Genomic DNA, 13,679 nt, shown 5'->3' with positions numbered 1-13,679 from the left:
ATGATTTGGGGCTGCTGCGCAGTCCTTCGCGGATAAGCCCGCGAAGGGTCGCGCAGCGGCCCCAAGTCATTTTTGCATCCTAAAACGGCTTGATCAGCGCTACACTCTGCACCCCGACCGATACGGCCAACACGAGGCTCACGCATGCAGTATCGCGATTTGCGCGACTTTATCCGTGGCTTGGAACAGCGCGGCGAACTCAAGCGCATCCAGGTTCCGATTTCACCCGTCCTGGAAATGACCGAAGTCTGCGATCGCACCTTGCGTGCCAAGGGCCCGGCGTTGCTGTTCGAAAAGCCTACCGGCTTCGACATTCCAGTGCTCGGCAACCTGTTTGGCACCCCGGAGCGGGTGGCCATGGGCATGGGCGCCGAATCGGTCGACGAGCTGCGTGAAATCGGCAAGCTGCTGGCCTTCCTCAAAGAGCCCGAGCCGCCCAAGGGGCTCAAGGACGCCTGGTCGAAACTGCCGATCTTCAAGAAAGTCGTGTCGATGGCGCCCAAGGTCATCAAAGATGCGGTATGCCAGGAAATCGTGGTCGAGGGCGAAGACGTCGACCTCAGCCAGCTGCCGATCCAGCACTGCTGGCCGGGCGATGTGGCGCCGCTGATCACCTGGGGCCTGACCGTCACCCGCGGGCCGAACAAAGAACGCCAGAACCTGGGCATCTATCGCCAGCAGGTGATCGGCCGGAACAAGGTCATCATGCGTTGGCTGAGCCACCGTGGCGGCGCTTTGGACTATCGCGAGTGGTGCGAGAAGCACCCTGGCCAGCCATTCCCGGTGGCGGTAGCACTGGGCGCGGACCCGGCGACCATTCTTGGCGCTGTGACCCCGGTGCCTGACACCCTTTCCGAATACGCCTTCGCCGGCCTGCTGCGCGGCAACCGTACCGAGCTGGTCAAGTGCCGTGGCAGTGACCTGCAGGTGCCGGCCACTGCGGAAATCATCCTGGAAGGGGTGATTCACCCAGGCGAGATGGCCCCCGAAGGCCCATACGGCGACCACACCGGTTACTACAACGAGGTGGACAGCTTCCCGGTGTTCACCATCGAGCGCATCACCCACCGGCGTAATCCGATCTACCACAGCACCTACACCGGCCGTCCACCGGATGAGCCGGCGATCCTTGGCGTTGCGCTGAACGAAGTGTTCGTGCCGATCCTGCAGAAGCAGTTCCCAGAGATCATCGACTTCTACCTGCCGCCCGAAGGCTGCTCGTACCGCATGGCGGTAGTGACCATCAAGAAGCAGTACCCAGGCCATGCCAAGCGGGTCATGCTGGGTGTCTGGTCGTTCCTGCGACAGTTCATGTACACCAAGTTCGTTATCGTTACCGACGACGACGTCAACGCCCGCGACTGGAACGACGTAATCTGGGCCATCACCACGCGCATGGACCCCAAGCGTGATACGGTGATGATCGACAACACGCCAATCGACTACCTGGACTTCGCGTCGCCGGTATCGGGGCTGGGGTCGAAGATGGGCCTGGATGCAACGCACAAGTGGCCGGGCGAGACTACACGCGAATGGGGCCGAGTCATCGTCAAGGACGATGCCGTCACCCGCCGTATCGATGAGCTGTGGGATCAGTTGGGAATAGATTGATGCAGGTAACGTTGCAGCCGTCCGGGGCGGTACTGGCGCTTGAACCCGGTGAAAGGATTCTCGATGGCGCCCGGCGCCTGGGTTACGACTGTCCGAGCAGCTGCCGCAACGGCAATTGCCACGTCTGCGCTGCCTTGCTGGTGGAAGGGCGGGTGCGCCAGGACGGTGAAGTGCGTGATCACGGCGAGCTGTTCACCTGCATCGCCGAGCCGCTGGAGGACTGTATCTTGCTCTGGGACGGTGTACTTGCCTTGGGCGAACTGCCGGTGCGCACCTTGGCCTGCACGGTGAGCGAGTGCGTCGAGGTGGGCGGCGACGTCTGGCGCGTGCGCCTGCGCGCTCCGGCCGGCAAGCCGCCGCGTTACCACGCCGGCCAATACCTGATGATCGAGCGCGACGGCGCCGACAAGGCAGCCTTCTCGCTGGCCTCTGCACCGCATGGCGGGCGCGATCTGGAGCTGCACGTGCTGGCGCGCGAAGCCAGTGCCGTGGCGCTGATCGAGCAATTGCAGCGCGATGGTATTGCGCGTATCCAGCTGCCGTTTGGCGATGCACATTTGGCCGAGCTGCCCGATGGGCCACTGGTGCTGATCGCCGCCGGCACCGGCATGGGCCAGATGCACAGCTTGGTCGAGCACTGCCGGGCCAATGGTTTCAAGCACCCGGTGCACTTGTACTGGGGCGTGCGTCGTCCGGAAGACTTCTACCAGATCGAGCACTGGGATGAGTGGCAGCGCCTGCCCAACCTGTTCCTGCACAAGGTCGTCAGTGACCTGTGTGGCTGGGAAGGGCGTTGCGGCATGCTGCATGAGGCAGTTTGCGAAGACATCGCCGACCTCAACGATGTGCACGTGTATGCCAGTGGTTCGCCAAATATGGTCTATGCCACGCTCGATGCGTTGGTTGAAGCCGGCATGGATGCGCACCGCATGCGTGCCGATGTGTTCGCCTATGCCCCGCGCAACTGAATAGTTAGTCGACGCTAATAACCAAAGTGTCCGGCGATGATTATAAGGCGGTAAATTGTTACCGCCGCAGCCAATAACTTTCACTATACTCGAAACAATACCGTGCAATCGCTTGCAGGGCCCGTAGTTCGGCGGCTCAGGTGTGCATGGGGGCTTGTGCGATGGATACTTTCTGCCGTACGGTAAGTCCAGTGGAGCGTCACTGAGTTACAGTGGCGTTCTTCGTGAGTTCTCGGGGAATAATGGCGGCAGCTTATGTCGGCAATTGAAAGTCTATCTTGGCAGGTACCCTATCCGCCGTCGCTCGACTTCGGTCAGCAACTGACTCGCGAGCAATTGTTCAATTCGATGCAGTCGACCATGGCGCGCCATCACGGTGGGCCGGTGTGGCTATTTGCCTATGGCTCGCTGATCTGGCGCCCAGAATGTCATTCGGTCGAACGCCAGCGGGCGCGGGTGCATGGCTATCATCGCGGGCTGTACCTGTGGTCGCATGAGCACCGCGGCACGCCGGAGTGCCCAGGGCTGGTGTTCGGGCTCGATCGTGGCGGCTCATGCAGTGGCTTTGCCTATCGCCTGGAGGAGAGCAATCTGGATGACTCGCTCATGGCCTTGTGGCAGCGCGAGATGCCATACCCTGCGTATCGGCCGCATTGGCTGACTTGCCGCTTGAATGATGGCAGCAAGGTTCAGGCGCTAGGGTTTGTTCTGGAGCGGCATCTGCCGTGCTATGCCGGTGATCTGCCGGATGGCTTGCTCAGCCAGATTCTGGCCAGCGCCAAAGGGCGTTATGGCAGTACCCGGGATTACGTCGAGCAGACCCTCAATGCACTGCGCAGTCACCAGATGCCCGATCGTAATCTTGAGGCGCGGTTCAGGCGTTGCCACAACTTGCGTGAGGTCTGAAGTATTTGTCGGCTGCACCGGCCGCTTCGCGGGCAAGCCCGCTCCCACAGGGGCCGAGTTGTCATTGAGGGCTGCGCTGTACCTGTGAGTGCGGTGACGGGCACTCCCACAGATACCGCATCGACATCAAAGACACCGCTATTCCTGTGGCAGCGGGCTTGCCCGCGAAGAGGCCAGAAGCGACATTGAGGATCTAAAGCCTTACCTGGCCAGCACCACCAACTTACCCACAGCCTGGCGCTGCGCCAGTCGCTCGATTGCCGCCCCGGCCTCCGCCAGTGGATAAGTCTGCGACACCAGTGGCTTTAACTTGCCTTCGGCATGCCAGGCAAACAACTGACGGAAGTTGGCTGCATTATCCTCAGGCTGGCGCTGGGCAAACGATCCCCAGAACACCCCGACCACCGAGGCACCCTTGAGCAGCGCCAGGTTCACCGGCAACTGCGGAATCGTTCCACTGGCAAAACCCACCACCAGCAATCTCCCATTCCAAGCAAGGCCACGCACAGCCTGGTCGAACAGCTCGCCACCTACTGGGTCGTAGATGACATCTACTCCCTGGCCGCCCGTCAGGCGCTTGATTTCATCCTTCAGGCTGGCCTTGCTGTAGTCGATCACCTCATCGGCGCCGGCGGCCTTGGCCACCTGCAGTTTCTCTTCGCTGCTGGCGGCGGCGATCACCTTGGCGCCCATGGCCTTGCCAATCTCCACTGCGGCAAGCCCTACACCCCCCGAAGCGCCGAGTACCAGCAAGGTCTCCCCTGGCTGTAGGTTGGCGCGTTGGCGCAGGGCGTGCATCGAGGTGCCGTAGGTCATGCCAAACGCCGCAGCAGTGGTGAAGTCCATGCTCGGCGGCACTGGCAGCACGTTATAGAACGGCACTGCCACCTGCTCGGCAAAGGCGCCCCAGCCGGTCAGGGCCATGACCCGGTCGCCGACCTTGAAGGCACCCGCTTTCGCGCCCACGGCGGCCACTACCCCTGCGGCCTCGCCACCTGGCGAGAATGGCAGTGGCGGCTGGAACTGGTATTTGCCTTCGATGATCAGGGTATCGGGGAAGTTGACCCCGGCGGCGTGCACGTCGAGCAGGATCTCGTTGATCTTTGGCGTAGGGCTGGCCGCCTCTTCCAGCACCAGATCGCGCGCTGGGCCAAGGGTTTTGCACAACACAGCTTTCATCGGGGCTATTCCTTTGCGTGTGGTGGCCGATAAGTGTAAGAGGGCCAGGTGCCGGGTCAATGAGCATGGCCCGGCCTGATGGGCTGGCATAAGCCTGGGCTTGGGTTTGAACGAAGTGCTGGGTAAGCTGGCGCCAACTGTATTGAGGAGCGAATTCGTGAAAGCGTGGATCTTGATGGTACTGGCGCTGCTGCTGCCAGCGACGGCCATGGCCGAGGCAGCCAAGGAAGGGGAGCCGAAGGTTTCCTACATCAGCCTGAGCCCGCCCTTTGTCGGCAACTACGCCCTCGATGGTAGCCCCAAGCTGCGCGTATACAAGGCTGACGTGGCCCTGCGAGTAACCGGTGACGCCGCCGCCACTGCGGTCAAGCACCACGAGCCGCTGATCCGTAACCAGCTGGTGGCGCTGTTCACCCAGCAGGCTGTGGATAACATGAGCAACGTCGAGGCCAAGGAGAGGCTGCGTCAGGAAGCCCTGAAGCAGGTGCAGCAGGTGATGGAAGCCGAAGAAGGCAAGCCGATCGTCGAGGATCTGCTGTTCAATAACTTGATTGTGCAGTGATTTGATATCGACCCAGCCTTTTCGCCGGCGAGCATGCGAAAAAGCTGGGTCAGCCAGCGCGTCACGTCACCTAGCCAGGGCCATGATCGCCGCCCACTGCTCTGGGCTAACCGGCATCACCGACAGCCGCGTGCCTTTGTGCACCAGCGGCAGCTCCTCAAGTGCAGTCTGTTGCTTGAGCAGGCCTAACCCCAACACCTGCTTGAACGTCTGCACATGCGCTACATCTACCGCGCTCCACGGGTTTTTCTCGGCAGTCGCCTTGGCGTCGTGATAGTGGCTTTCAGGGTCGAGCGCAGTCGGGTCCGGGTAGGCCGCCGCAGTGATCTTGGCAATACCGGCGATGCCTGGTTGCGGGCAGCTGGAGTGGTAGAAGAAGAACGCGTCGCCTACGCTCATTTCCCTCAGGAAATTGCGCGCCTGATAGTTGCGCACGCCGTCCCAGCGCGCCTCGCCCAGGCGGGCCAAGGCTTCGATGGAGAGCTCGTCGGGCTCGGATTTCATCAGCCAATAGGCCATGGATGCTGCTCCTGACAAAGTTTGAAATAACCTGTTGCATGAAACCGACAGCCGGTTGGCGTCAACGTTTGCGTGTCGACGCACGTTGTCGGAAAATGCGCCGATTTTAAGCGACATGCTCCGCCAGCACCGAAAAAGCTAGCGAGCCAGAACAGTTTGCCTAGGGGGGCAATCGATGAACAAACGCAAACCGGACCTGCTGTGGGTCTTGGCCTTCATTTTCGGCCTGGGGGTTGTCACCACCGGTTATGCGCAGAGTTTCTGGGAGCGCAAGATGGACATCGCCTACCAGACCCCCGTCGAGTCTGCCCCGCAACAACGCTAAGCCTTGGCCTGGCGCGCCTTTAGTTGCGTGCCAGGTACCAGCCGCGGTCCGAGACCGTTCCTTGCAGCGGCACATCCCAACTGGCCTGGGCCAGTCGTTCTACTTTCTGACACTCATGGGCCAGCCCCAGCAGTAGCGGTTTCTTCCAGTACTTGCGACGTGCCTGATAGGCCAGGCTGCGGTCATAGAAGCCACCGCCCATACCCAGTCGCCCACCCACTTCATCGAAGCCCACCAGCGGCAGCAGGATCAAGTCCAGCGCCCAGATTGGCCGTTGCCGCTTGCGCTCGATTACAGGTTCCGGAATTCCGAAGCGGTTGGGCCGTAGTTTTTCCCCATGCTCGAATCGCTGAAATACCATGCGCGTCGCTGGCCAGGCATGCAGCACGGGCAAATAGGTGCGTTTGCCCCGGCGTTGAGCTTCGCGCAGCAGCAGGCGTGGGTCGATCTCGCCATCGTTGGGAAGGTACAGGGCAATGTGCTTGGCCCGGCGAAACAGCGGGTGCTGCGCAAGCTGGCGGTACAGGCCGAGGGTCGCCTGGCGTTGCTGGGCCGGGGTAAGGGCGCGGCGGGCATTACGCAGCAGGCGGCGAAGTTGAGGGCGGGTGAGCGGCGCGGTGTCGGTCATGGCACGGGCGTTCCCAGAGGTGTCGGCCGCCATAGCGGCCAAACCAATTGCCCGCCGAGGAGGCGGGCAATGAAGCATTCAGGCTCCCCGATAAGACCGCTATCGGTGTAGCCCTTGAACCCGAAAGTTCAAGGTGGAGATTGCAGGGGGCGTTAAGGCTTTCCGTCGGGCGGACATGCACACCGGCCCCAGCGTGCAACCCCCGTGGTTGTGCGTATCGGCTCAGGGACATAACCGACTGGCGCATCCCCCAGGGAGTGGCGCCAGTATACCAACCTCAGCCGTTTTTGGTACCCGTGTCGTCGGCCAATGCATTGTCGACCCGCTCCAGCAGGTCACGCACCTGCTCACGGGTAGTGCCGCCGCTGACCACATCCGGAGTGTCCTGACGGTGCAGCATTTCGTGGGTGATGTTCAGCGCTGCCATGACCGCGATGCGATCAGCGCCGATCACCTTGCCGCTGCTGCGGATCTCACGCATCTTGCCGTCCAGGTAGCGTGCCGCGCTGACCAGGTTGTTGCGCTCCTCGGGCGGACAGATGATCGAGTATTCCTTGTCGAGGATCTGGACGGTGACGCTATTGCTTGAACTCATGAGTCTTGCTCCAGGGCCTTGAGCCGCAAGATCATCGATTCGACCTTGCGCCTTGCGATCTCGTTCTTGTCGATGAGGTGGGCGCGCTCTTCGCGCCAGGATTTTTCCTGAGCTACTAGGAGTGCATTTTGCCGTTTAAGTTGCTCGACGCGCTCGATCAGCAACTCAAATCGGCTCATCAGCGCTTGCAGGTCGTTGTCTTGCATGGGTTGCACTCGTTTCGCTCCATCGTTGACTGCCTGGCGATCATGCCTGTGCCAGGCCCTCGGCGGCCAGTGCCGATGGTCTTGGCGCGCCTGCCGGTGCTAGGATACAAGGTCTTCATTCTAGACATTGCGCCGTCTGGCGCCTAGCAGCCCATGCCCAATACACAATCGCCCTACATCGCCTTCGCCATGTTGCTTTCGAGCAATGGCCACCCTGTCACCCCTGCCGAGCTGCATGGCCTGCTGATCGGCCGCAGCTGCGCCGGCGCAGGGTTCGATGCCGATGCCTGGCTGGCTGACGCAGCCCAGCTGCTCGAGACCGAGCCTGGTGACACAGTTCGCAATGCTTTGATCGGCCTGCAAGAGATGGTCAAGGCCGAGCTCACCGGCGAAGACGTCGCCATCGTCCTGCTGCTGCCGACCGACGACGCGGCGCTGGCTGACCGTGCCGCCGCGCTGGGCCAGTGGTGCCAGGGCTTCATCAGTGGTTTCGGCCTGAATGCCGGCGGTAAGGACCTGTCCACCGACGCCAAGGAAGTGCTGCAGGATCTGGTGGCCATTTCGCAGGTCCAGGAAGCGCTGGAAGAGTCCGAGGACGGTGAAAGCGACTACATGGAGGTCATGGAGTACCTGCGCGTCGCCCCGCTGTTGCTGTTCACGGAGTTGAACACGCCAGCAGCACCCGCGCCAAAGCCATCGCTGCATTGATCTGAACGGGGTCGTTTGCCCATGAGCCACATACCCAAGGCGGAGTATGCCCGTCGGCGCAAGGCGCTGATGGCGCAGATGGTCCCCAACAGCATCGCCATCTTGCCAGCCGCCGCGGTTGCCATTCGCAACCGCGACGTCGAGCATGTGTACCGCCAGGACAGCGACTTCCAATACCTCAGCGGCTTTCCGGAGCCAGAGGCGGTAATCGCGCTGATTCCTGGCCGGGAGCATGGCGCATACGTGCTGTTCTGCCGTGAGCGTAACCCTGAGCGCGAGCTGTGGGATGGCCTGCGCGCAGGCCAGGAAGGCGCTGTGCGCGACTTTGGCGCCGACGACGCCTTCCCGATCACCGATATCGACGAGATCCTGCCGGGTCTGATCGAAGGCCGCGATCGGGTCTACACCGCCATGGGCAGCAATCCCGAGTTCGATCGCCGGCTGATGGACTGGATCAACGTCATACGCTCCAAGGCGCGCCTCGGTGCCCAGCCGCCGAACGAATTCGTTGCCCTGGATCACCTGCTGCACGACATGCGTCTGTATAAATCGGCGGCAGAGGTGAAGGTGATGCGCGCTGCTGCGGACATTTCCGCCCGCGCCCATGTGCGGGCCATGCAGGCCTGTCGCGCCGGACTCTACGAATACAGCCTGGAAGCCGAGCTGGACTACGAGTTCCGCAAGGGCGGGGCGAAGATGCCGGCCTACGGCTCGATCGTCGCTGCCGGGCGCAACGGCTGCATCCTGCACTACCAGCAGAACGACGCCTTGCTCAAGGACGGCGATCTGGTGTTGATCGACGCCGGTTGCGAGATCGACTGCTATGCCAGCGACATCACCCGCACCTTCCCGGTCAGCGGGCGATTTTCGCCAGAGCAGAAGGCGATCTACGAACTGGTGCTCAAGGCTCAGGCGGCAGCGTTTGCCGAGATCGCCCCTGGCAAGCACTGGAACCATGCCCATGAAGCGACCGTGCGGGTGATCACCGAAGGGTTGGTCGAGCTGGGGCTGCTCAAAGGCGAGGTGCAGGCGCTGATCGACGCCGAGGCGCATCGCGCCTTCTACATGCACCGCGCAGGGCATTGGCTGGGCATGGATGTGCACGACGTCGGTGAATACAAGGTCGGTGGCCAGTGGCGAGTGCTCGAACCGGGCATGGCGCTGACCGTCGAGCCGGGCATCTACATTGCCGCCGACAACCAGGATGTGCCGAAGAAATGGCGTGGCATCGGGATCAGGATCGAGGACGACGTGGTCGTGACCAAGCAAGGCTGTGAAATTCTCACCTCAGGCGTGCCGCGTACGGTCGCCGAGATCGAGGCGCTGATGGCTGACGCACGCAGGGACGTGGCATGAGCCGGGTCAACCTGGCGATCATTGGCGGCGGCCTGGTCGGCGCCAGCCTGGCCCTGGCCTTGCAGGCCGGCGCCAAGGCGCGGGGCTGGAAGATCCTGTTGATCGAGCCGTTCGCGCCGGGCGACAGCTTCCAGCCGAGCTACGATGCGCGCTCGTCAGCGCTGTCGTTCGGCACTCGGCAAATCTACGAGCAACTTGGCGTGTGGCAAACCCTCAGCCCGCGCGCCGAGCCAATCCGCCAGATCCACGTGTCCGACCGGGGCCGCTTCGGCGCTACCCGTCTGGATGCCAGCGAAGAAGGCGTGCCTGCGCTGGGTTACGTGGTGGAAAATGCCTGGCTTGGCCAGTGCCTGTGGCAAAGCCTGGACCGCGACGTGGTCAGCTGGCGCTGCCCGGCCGAGGTCAAGGCCATGCAGCCGATCGAGGGCGGCTATCGCTTGCAGCTCGATGACGACACCAGCCTTGAGTGCGACCTGGCGGTGCTGGCCGATGGGGGGCGTTCCGGCCTGCGTGAGCAACTGGGCATCCATGTGCGGCGCCGACCTTACGACCAGAGCGCGCTGATCGCCAATATCAGCCCCGGCGAGGCCCATGCTGGCCAAGCCTTTGAACGCTTCACCGAGCAAGGCCCGATGGCGTTGTTGCCATTACCAGAGAACCGCTGCGCGCTGGTCTGGACCCGCCAGGGAATGGATGCCAAGCGCCTTGCCGAAATCGACGAGCGTAGCTTCCTGCGTGAGTTGCAGGACGTGTTCGGCTATCGCCTGGGCGCACTGCGCCAGGTTGGCGTGCGTCACCTCTACCCGCTGGCGCTGGTCGAGGCCGAGGAGCAGGTGCGCCCCCATCTGGTCGTGCTGGGCAATGCCGCGCACAGCCTGCACCCGATTGCCGGGCAGGGCTTCAACCTGTCCCTGCGCGACGTGCAGACCCTCGCCGAAGGCTTGTTGGCCGGCCCAGCGCAGCCGGGCGATCTGGCGACCTTGCAGGTCTATCACCAGCGTCAGCGTGTGGACCAGGCGCTGACCATCGGCTTTTCCGACCAGGTCACTCGCGTATTTGGCAGCGGCCAGCCATTGCTGGCAGCCGGGCGCAACCTCGGCCTGTTGGGCCTCGACTTGCTGCCACCGGCCAAACGCTGGTTCGCCCGCCAGGCCATGGGCCTGGGCACTCGGCCTGACCTGCGGGGTCGCGCATGAGCGACCCACGCAAGCTCGCGCGCAAGGCCCGGATGCTGCGCTGGCTGCTCAACTTCTACCCGCCTTACCTGGGCGCCGGTATCCGTGTGCAGCACATCAGCCCGGACATGAGCAGCGTCAAGGTGTGCATGAAGCTGACCCGCTGGAACCGCAACTATGTCGGCACCCAGTTCGGTGGCAGCCTGTATTCGATGGTCGACCCGTTCTACATGCTGCTGCTGATCGAGCGCCTGGGCCGCGAATACATCGTCTGGGATAAAGCCGCCAGCATCGATTTCATCTCCCCTGGCAAAGGCCCGGTGTACGCCGAGTTTCATGTCGACGACGCGATGCTCGACGACATCCGCCAGCAGACCGCCAGCGGCAAGAAGTACCTGCCCCGTCTGCAGGTCGATATCCGCGATGGTGCCGGTGAGCTGGTGGCGCGGGTCGATAAAACCCTTTATGTACGGCTCAAGCCGCAAGCGAGGCAGGCGTAAAGCATGGAAATGCGCGCAGATCTGTTGATTGTCGGTGCCGGTATGGTCGGCAGCGCACTGGCCCTGGCGTTGCGCCACAGCGGCCTGGAAATTCTCCTCCTCGACGGCGGCCCGCTGTCGGTCAAACCCTTTGATCCACAGGCGGCGTTCGAGCCCCGTGTCAGTGCCCTGTCGGCGGCCAGCCAGCGCATTCTTGAGCGCCTGGGCGCTTGGGAGGGTATCGCTGCGCGGCGGGCTTCGCCGTATTCGGACATGCATGTCTGGGATGGCAGCGGCACTGGCCAGATCCACTTCTCTGCGGCCAGTGTGCACGCCCAGGTACTGGGCCATATCGTCGAGAACCGGGTGGTGCAAGATGGCCTGCTGGATCGGCTGCACGACAGCGATATTGGCCTGCTGGCCAACGCCCGTCTGGAACAGATGCGCCGCTCCGGTGACGAGTGGCTGCTGACCCTGGCCGATGGCCGGCGTCTGCGCGCACCGTTGGTGGTGGCGGCGGACGGCGCCAACTCGGCGGTGCGGCGCCTGACCGGTTGCCAAACGCGCGAGTGGGATTACCTGCATCAGGCGATCGTCACCAGCGTGCGCTGCAGCGAGCCGCACCAGGCGACCGCCTGGCAGCGGTTCACCGATGAGGGGCCGTTGGCGTTTCTACCGCTGGCCCGCGACGACGGGCAGCATTGGTGCTCGATTGTCTGGTCGACCACCCCCGAGCAGGCCGAGCAGGCCATGGCGTTGGACGATGAAGCGTTCTGCCAGGCGCTAGGCAGGGCTTTTGAGGGCCGTCTGGGCGAAGTGCTGGAGGCCGACCCACGGGTGTGTGTGCCGCTGCGTCAGCGCCATGCCAAGCGCTATGTGGATGAAGGGCTGGCGCTGATCGGCGATGCTGCGCATGTGATCCACCCACTGGCCGGGCAGGGAGTCAACCTGGGCTTCCTCGATGCGGCGGTGCTGGCTGAAGAGCTTGGGCGTGCCTGCGAGCGGGGTGAGCGTTTGGCGGATGTGAAGGTGCTCAGTCGCTATGAGCGTCGGCGCATGCCGCACAATTTGGCGCTGATGGCGGCAATGGAGGGCTTTGAGCGGTTGTTCCAGGCTAATCCGTTGCCGCTGCGTTGGTTGCGTAATAGCGGGTTGAGGATCGTTGAGCAGATGCCGGAGGCCAAGGCGCTGTTCGTGCGGCAGGCGTTGGGGCTTTCTGGGGATTTGCCGGAATTGGCTCGGGCCTGAGGTTCTTGCGACCGCTTTGCGGCCCGTCGCAGGCTGCGCCAGCGCCTATAGAGTTTCGCAATGTGTGTGGGCGCTGGCGGAGCTTGCTGGCCCCTCAAGAAGGAAATGGCAACATCTGGTAACGCCTGTAAGGGTGAGTCGCATAATGGGAAACACTACCATTTGCACCTCTAGAACCCGCGAGGAGTTACCCCGATGTTGCCACGCAAGCCCCTACTGGCCGCCCTGGCCCTGACCCTGTTCGGCGGCACAGCCCAGGCGGCGGACGAAGTGGTGGTGTATTCCTCGCGCATCGATGAGCTGATCAAGCCGGTGTTCGACGCCTATACCGCCAAGACCGGCGTCAAGATCAAGTTCATCACCGACAAAGAAGCCCCACTGATGCAGCGCATCAAGGCCGAGGGCGACAACGGCGTGGCCGACCTGCTGCTCACCGTCGACGCTGGTAACCTCTGGCAAGCCGAGCAGATGGGCATCCTGCAGCCGATCAAGTCGGACGTCATCGACGCCAACATCCCCGCCCAGTATCGCTCCAGCTCCCATGACTGGACGGGCTTGAGTCTGCGCGCACGAACCATCGCCTACTCCACCGAGCGGGTCAAACCCGAAGAGCTGAGCACCTACGAGGCCCTGGCCGACAAGCACTGGGAAGGCCGCTTGTGCCTGCGCACTGCGAAAAAGGTCTACAACCAGTCGCTGACCGCCACCCTGATCGAGAACCACGGCGAGGCCAAGACCGAGCAGATCATCAAGGGCTGGGTCAACAACCTGTCCACTGACGTGTTCTCCGATGATACCGCCGTGCTCCAGGCCATCGAGGCTGGCCAGTGCGATGTGGGCGTGGTCAACACTTACTACTATGGCCGCCTGCACAAGCAGCAGCCGAGCCTGCCGATCAAGTTGTTCTGGCCTAACCAGGGCGACCGTGGGGTACACGTCAACCTCTCGGGCATTGGCCTGACCAAGCATGCGCCACACCCTGAGGCGGCCACGAAACTGGTGGAATGGATGACCGGTGAAGAAGCGCAGAAGCTGTTTGCCGACATCAACCAGGAGTTCCCGGCCAACCCTAAGGTCAAGCCTTCTGCGGAAGTTGCGGCGTGGGGCAGCTTCAAGGCTGACAGCATTGCGGTGGAAGTGGCGGGCAAGCGTCAGGCAGAAGCTATTCGCTTGATGGATCGGGCTGGCTGGAACTAAGCGCCAGGCTTTATCCT

Annotated in this window: 16 protein-coding genes and 1 other RNA gene; 11 read left to right on the top strand and 6 right to left on the bottom strand. The window is 62.7% G+C overall.

Annotation, left to right across the window (positions count from 1 at the left end):
* Positions 1-144: 144 nt before the first annotated feature.
* The 3 genes from ubiD to ACI2JX_RS23760 all read left to right on the top strand — a co-directional run bounded on the left by ubiD (position 145) and on the right by ACI2JX_RS23760 (position 3,485).
* Positions 145-1,611, top strand: coding sequence for a 4-hydroxy-3-polyprenylbenzoate decarboxylase (gene ubiD, locus ACI2JX_RS23770; RefSeq protein WP_186555830.1), 1,467 nt, complete (start codon positions 145-147; stop codon positions 1,609-1,611).
* Positions 1,611-2,579, top strand: coding sequence for a CDP-6-deoxy-delta-3,4-glucoseen reductase (locus ACI2JX_RS23765; protein ID WP_264236832.1), 969 nt, complete (start codon positions 1,611-1,613; stop codon positions 2,577-2,579). The genes ubiD and ACI2JX_RS23765 overlap by 1 nt, the downstream gene beginning before the upstream one ends.
* A gap of 255 nt (positions 2,580-2,834) precedes the next feature.
* Positions 2,835-3,485 carry a gamma-glutamylcyclotransferase gene (locus tag ACI2JX_RS23760; protein ID WP_264236831.1) on the top strand — a complete coding sequence of 217 codons (651 nt, stop codon included), beginning with the start codon at positions 2,835-2,837 and terminating at the stop codon, positions 3,483-3,485.
* Positions 3,486-3,686: 201 nt separating this feature from the next.
* On the opposite strand, the gene ACI2JX_RS23755 is transcribed toward ACI2JX_RS23760, so the two are convergent.
* Complete coding sequence (locus tag ACI2JX_RS23755; RefSeq protein WP_368973436.1) at positions 3,687-4,664, bottom strand: NADPH:quinone oxidoreductase family protein; 978 nt, start codon at positions 4,662-4,664, stop codon at positions 3,687-3,689.
* 157 nt (positions 4,665-4,821) lie between these two features.
* Here ACI2JX_RS23755 and ACI2JX_RS23750 point away from each other — a divergent pair, with 157 nt between their 5' ends.
* A complete protein-coding gene (locus ACI2JX_RS23750; RefSeq protein ID WP_392463870.1) occupies positions 4,822-5,226 on the top strand; it encodes a flagellar basal body-associated protein FliL in 405 nt (134 codons plus the stop codon).
* Positions 5,227-5,292: 66 nt separating this feature from the next.
* Here ACI2JX_RS23750 and ACI2JX_RS23745 read toward each other — a convergent pair whose 3' ends face one another.
* Positions 5,293-5,745 (bottom strand): EVE domain-containing protein, encoded by a 453-nt coding sequence (locus ACI2JX_RS23745; RefSeq protein WP_404691108.1) that lies wholly within the window; start codon positions 5,743-5,745, stop codon positions 5,293-5,295.
* A 175-nt stretch (positions 5,746-5,920) separates the two neighbouring features.
* Here ACI2JX_RS23745 and ACI2JX_RS23740 point away from each other — a divergent pair, with 175 nt between their 5' ends.
* Entirely contained in the window at positions 5,921-6,070 is a 150-nt protein-coding gene (locus ACI2JX_RS23740) for a hypothetical protein (RefSeq protein ID WP_186555836.1), read from the top strand.
* A 19-nt stretch (positions 6,071-6,089) separates the two neighbouring features.
* On the opposite strand, the gene ACI2JX_RS23735 is transcribed toward ACI2JX_RS23740, so the two are convergent.
* The 4 genes from ACI2JX_RS23735 to ACI2JX_RS23720 all read right to left on the bottom strand — a co-directional run bounded on the left by ACI2JX_RS23735 (position 6,090) and on the right by ACI2JX_RS23720 (position 7,499).
* Entirely contained in the window at positions 6,090-6,698 is a 609-nt protein-coding gene (locus ACI2JX_RS23735) for a 5-formyltetrahydrofolate cyclo-ligase (protein ID WP_404691107.1), read from the bottom strand.
* An 80-nt stretch (positions 6,699-6,778) separates the two neighbouring features.
* Positions 6,779-6,958, bottom strand: a non-coding RNA gene (gene ssrS, locus ACI2JX_RS23730) — 6S RNA.
* Positions 6,959-6,975: 17 nt separating this feature from the next.
* Positions 6,976-7,293 carry a cell division protein ZapA gene (locus ACI2JX_RS23725; protein WP_186555838.1) on the bottom strand — a complete coding sequence of 106 codons (318 nt, stop codon included), beginning with the start codon at positions 7,291-7,293 and terminating at the stop codon, positions 6,976-6,978.
* The gene (locus tag ACI2JX_RS23720) at positions 7,290-7,499 is read right to left on the bottom strand and encodes a TIGR02449 family protein (protein ID WP_186555839.1); all 210 of its coding nucleotides are present in this window, start codon (positions 7,497-7,499) and stop codon (positions 7,290-7,292) included. Before ACI2JX_RS23720 ends, ACI2JX_RS23725 begins: the two co-directional genes overlap by 4 nt.
* A gap of 153 nt (positions 7,500-7,652) precedes the next feature.
* Here ACI2JX_RS23720 and ACI2JX_RS23715 point away from each other — a divergent pair, with 153 nt between their 5' ends.
* The 6 genes from ACI2JX_RS23715 (at position 7,653) to ACI2JX_RS23690 (ending at position 13,662) form a co-directional block, all read left to right on the top strand.
* A complete protein-coding gene (locus ACI2JX_RS23715) occupies positions 7,653-8,207 on the top strand; it encodes a YecA family protein (RefSeq protein ID WP_186555840.1) in 555 nt (184 codons plus the stop codon).
* A 21-nt stretch (positions 8,208-8,228) separates the two neighbouring features.
* On the top strand, positions 8,229-9,563 hold the full coding sequence (gene pepP / locus ACI2JX_RS23710; protein ID WP_264236827.1) for a Xaa-Pro aminopeptidase: 1,335 nt from the start codon (positions 8,229-8,231) through the stop codon (positions 9,561-9,563).
* Complete coding sequence (ubiH, locus tag ACI2JX_RS23705; RefSeq protein WP_368973432.1) at positions 9,560-10,759, top strand: 2-octaprenyl-6-methoxyphenyl hydroxylase; 1,200 nt, start codon at positions 9,560-9,562, stop codon at positions 10,757-10,759. The genes pepP and ubiH overlap by 4 nt, the downstream gene beginning before the upstream one ends.
* A complete protein-coding gene (locus tag ACI2JX_RS23700) occupies positions 10,756-11,238 on the top strand; it encodes a DUF4442 domain-containing protein (protein ID WP_186555843.1) in 483 nt (160 codons plus the stop codon). Before ubiH ends, ACI2JX_RS23700 begins: the two co-directional genes overlap by 4 nt.
* Before the next feature lie 9 nt (positions 11,239-11,247).
* Entirely contained in the window at positions 11,248-12,465 is a 1,218-nt protein-coding gene (locus ACI2JX_RS23695) for a 2-octaprenyl-3-methyl-6-methoxy-1,4-benzoquinol hydroxylase (RefSeq protein ID WP_368973438.1), read from the top strand.
* A 195-nt stretch (positions 12,466-12,660) separates the two neighbouring features.
* Complete coding sequence (locus tag ACI2JX_RS23690) at positions 12,661-13,662, top strand: extracellular solute-binding protein (protein WP_264236825.1); 1,002 nt, start codon at positions 12,661-12,663, stop codon at positions 13,660-13,662.
* Positions 13,663-13,679 lie beyond the last annotated feature (17 nt).

It is taken from the genome of Pseudomonas sp. NPDC088890 (assembly GCF_044900155.1).
GTDB classification, from domain to species: domain Bacteria; phylum Pseudomonadota; class Gammaproteobacteria; order Pseudomonadales; family Pseudomonadaceae; genus Aquipseudomonas; species Aquipseudomonas urmiensis.
The sequence above is the reverse complement of the archived record's forward strand: the minus strand, read 5'-3'. Positions and strand labels throughout refer to the sequence as shown.

Excerpts from the sequence above, each read along its gene's own strand:
- pepP (WP_264236827.1), top strand. The coding sequence starts at position 8,229 with ATGAGCCACATACCCAAGGCGGAGTATGCCCGTCGGCGCAAGGCGCTG.
- ACI2JX_RS23720 (WP_186555839.1), bottom strand. The coding sequence starts at position 7,499 with ATGCAAGACAACGACCTGCAAGCGCTGATGAGCCGATTTGAGTTGCTG.
- ACI2JX_RS23765 (WP_264236832.1), top strand. The coding sequence starts at position 1,611 with ATGCAGGTAACGTTGCAGCCGTCCGGGGCGGTACTGGCGCTTGAACCC.
- ACI2JX_RS23715 (WP_186555840.1), top strand. The coding sequence starts at position 7,653 with ATGCCCAATACACAATCGCCCTACATCGCCTTCGCCATGTTGCTTTCG.
- ACI2JX_RS23740 (WP_186555836.1), top strand. The coding sequence starts at position 5,921 with ATGAACAAACGCAAACCGGACCTGCTGTGGGTCTTGGCCTTCATTTTC.
- ACI2JX_RS23725 (WP_186555838.1), bottom strand. The coding sequence starts at position 7,293 with ATGAGTTCAAGCAATAGCGTCACCGTCCAGATCCTCGACAAGGAATAC.
- ubiH (WP_368973432.1), top strand. The coding sequence starts at position 9,560 with ATGAGCCGGGTCAACCTGGCGATCATTGGCGGCGGCCTGGTCGGCGCC.
- ACI2JX_RS23690 (WP_264236825.1), top strand. The coding sequence starts at position 12,661 with ATGTTGCCACGCAAGCCCCTACTGGCCGCCCTGGCCCTGACCCTGTTC.
- ACI2JX_RS23745 (WP_404691108.1), bottom strand. The coding sequence starts at position 5,745 with ATGGCCTATTGGCTGATGAAATCCGAGCCCGACGAGCTCTCCATCGAA.
- ACI2JX_RS23695 (WP_368973438.1), top strand. The coding sequence starts at position 11,248 with ATGCGCGCAGATCTGTTGATTGTCGGTGCCGGTATGGTCGGCAGCGCA.
- ACI2JX_RS23700 (WP_186555843.1), top strand. The coding sequence starts at position 10,756 with ATGAGCGACCCACGCAAGCTCGCGCGCAAGGCCCGGATGCTGCGCTGG.
- ACI2JX_RS23735 (WP_404691107.1), bottom strand. The coding sequence starts at position 6,698 with ATGACCGACACCGCGCCGCTCACCCGCCCTCAACTTCGCCGCCTGCTG.
- ubiD (WP_186555830.1), top strand. The coding sequence starts at position 145 with ATGCAGTATCGCGATTTGCGCGACTTTATCCGTGGCTTGGAACAGCGC.
- ACI2JX_RS23760 (WP_264236831.1), top strand. The coding sequence starts at position 2,835 with ATGTCGGCAATTGAAAGTCTATCTTGGCAGGTACCCTATCCGCCGTCG.
- ACI2JX_RS23755 (WP_368973436.1), bottom strand. The coding sequence starts at position 4,664 with ATGAAAGCTGTGTTGTGCAAAACCCTTGGCCCAGCGCGCGATCTGGTG.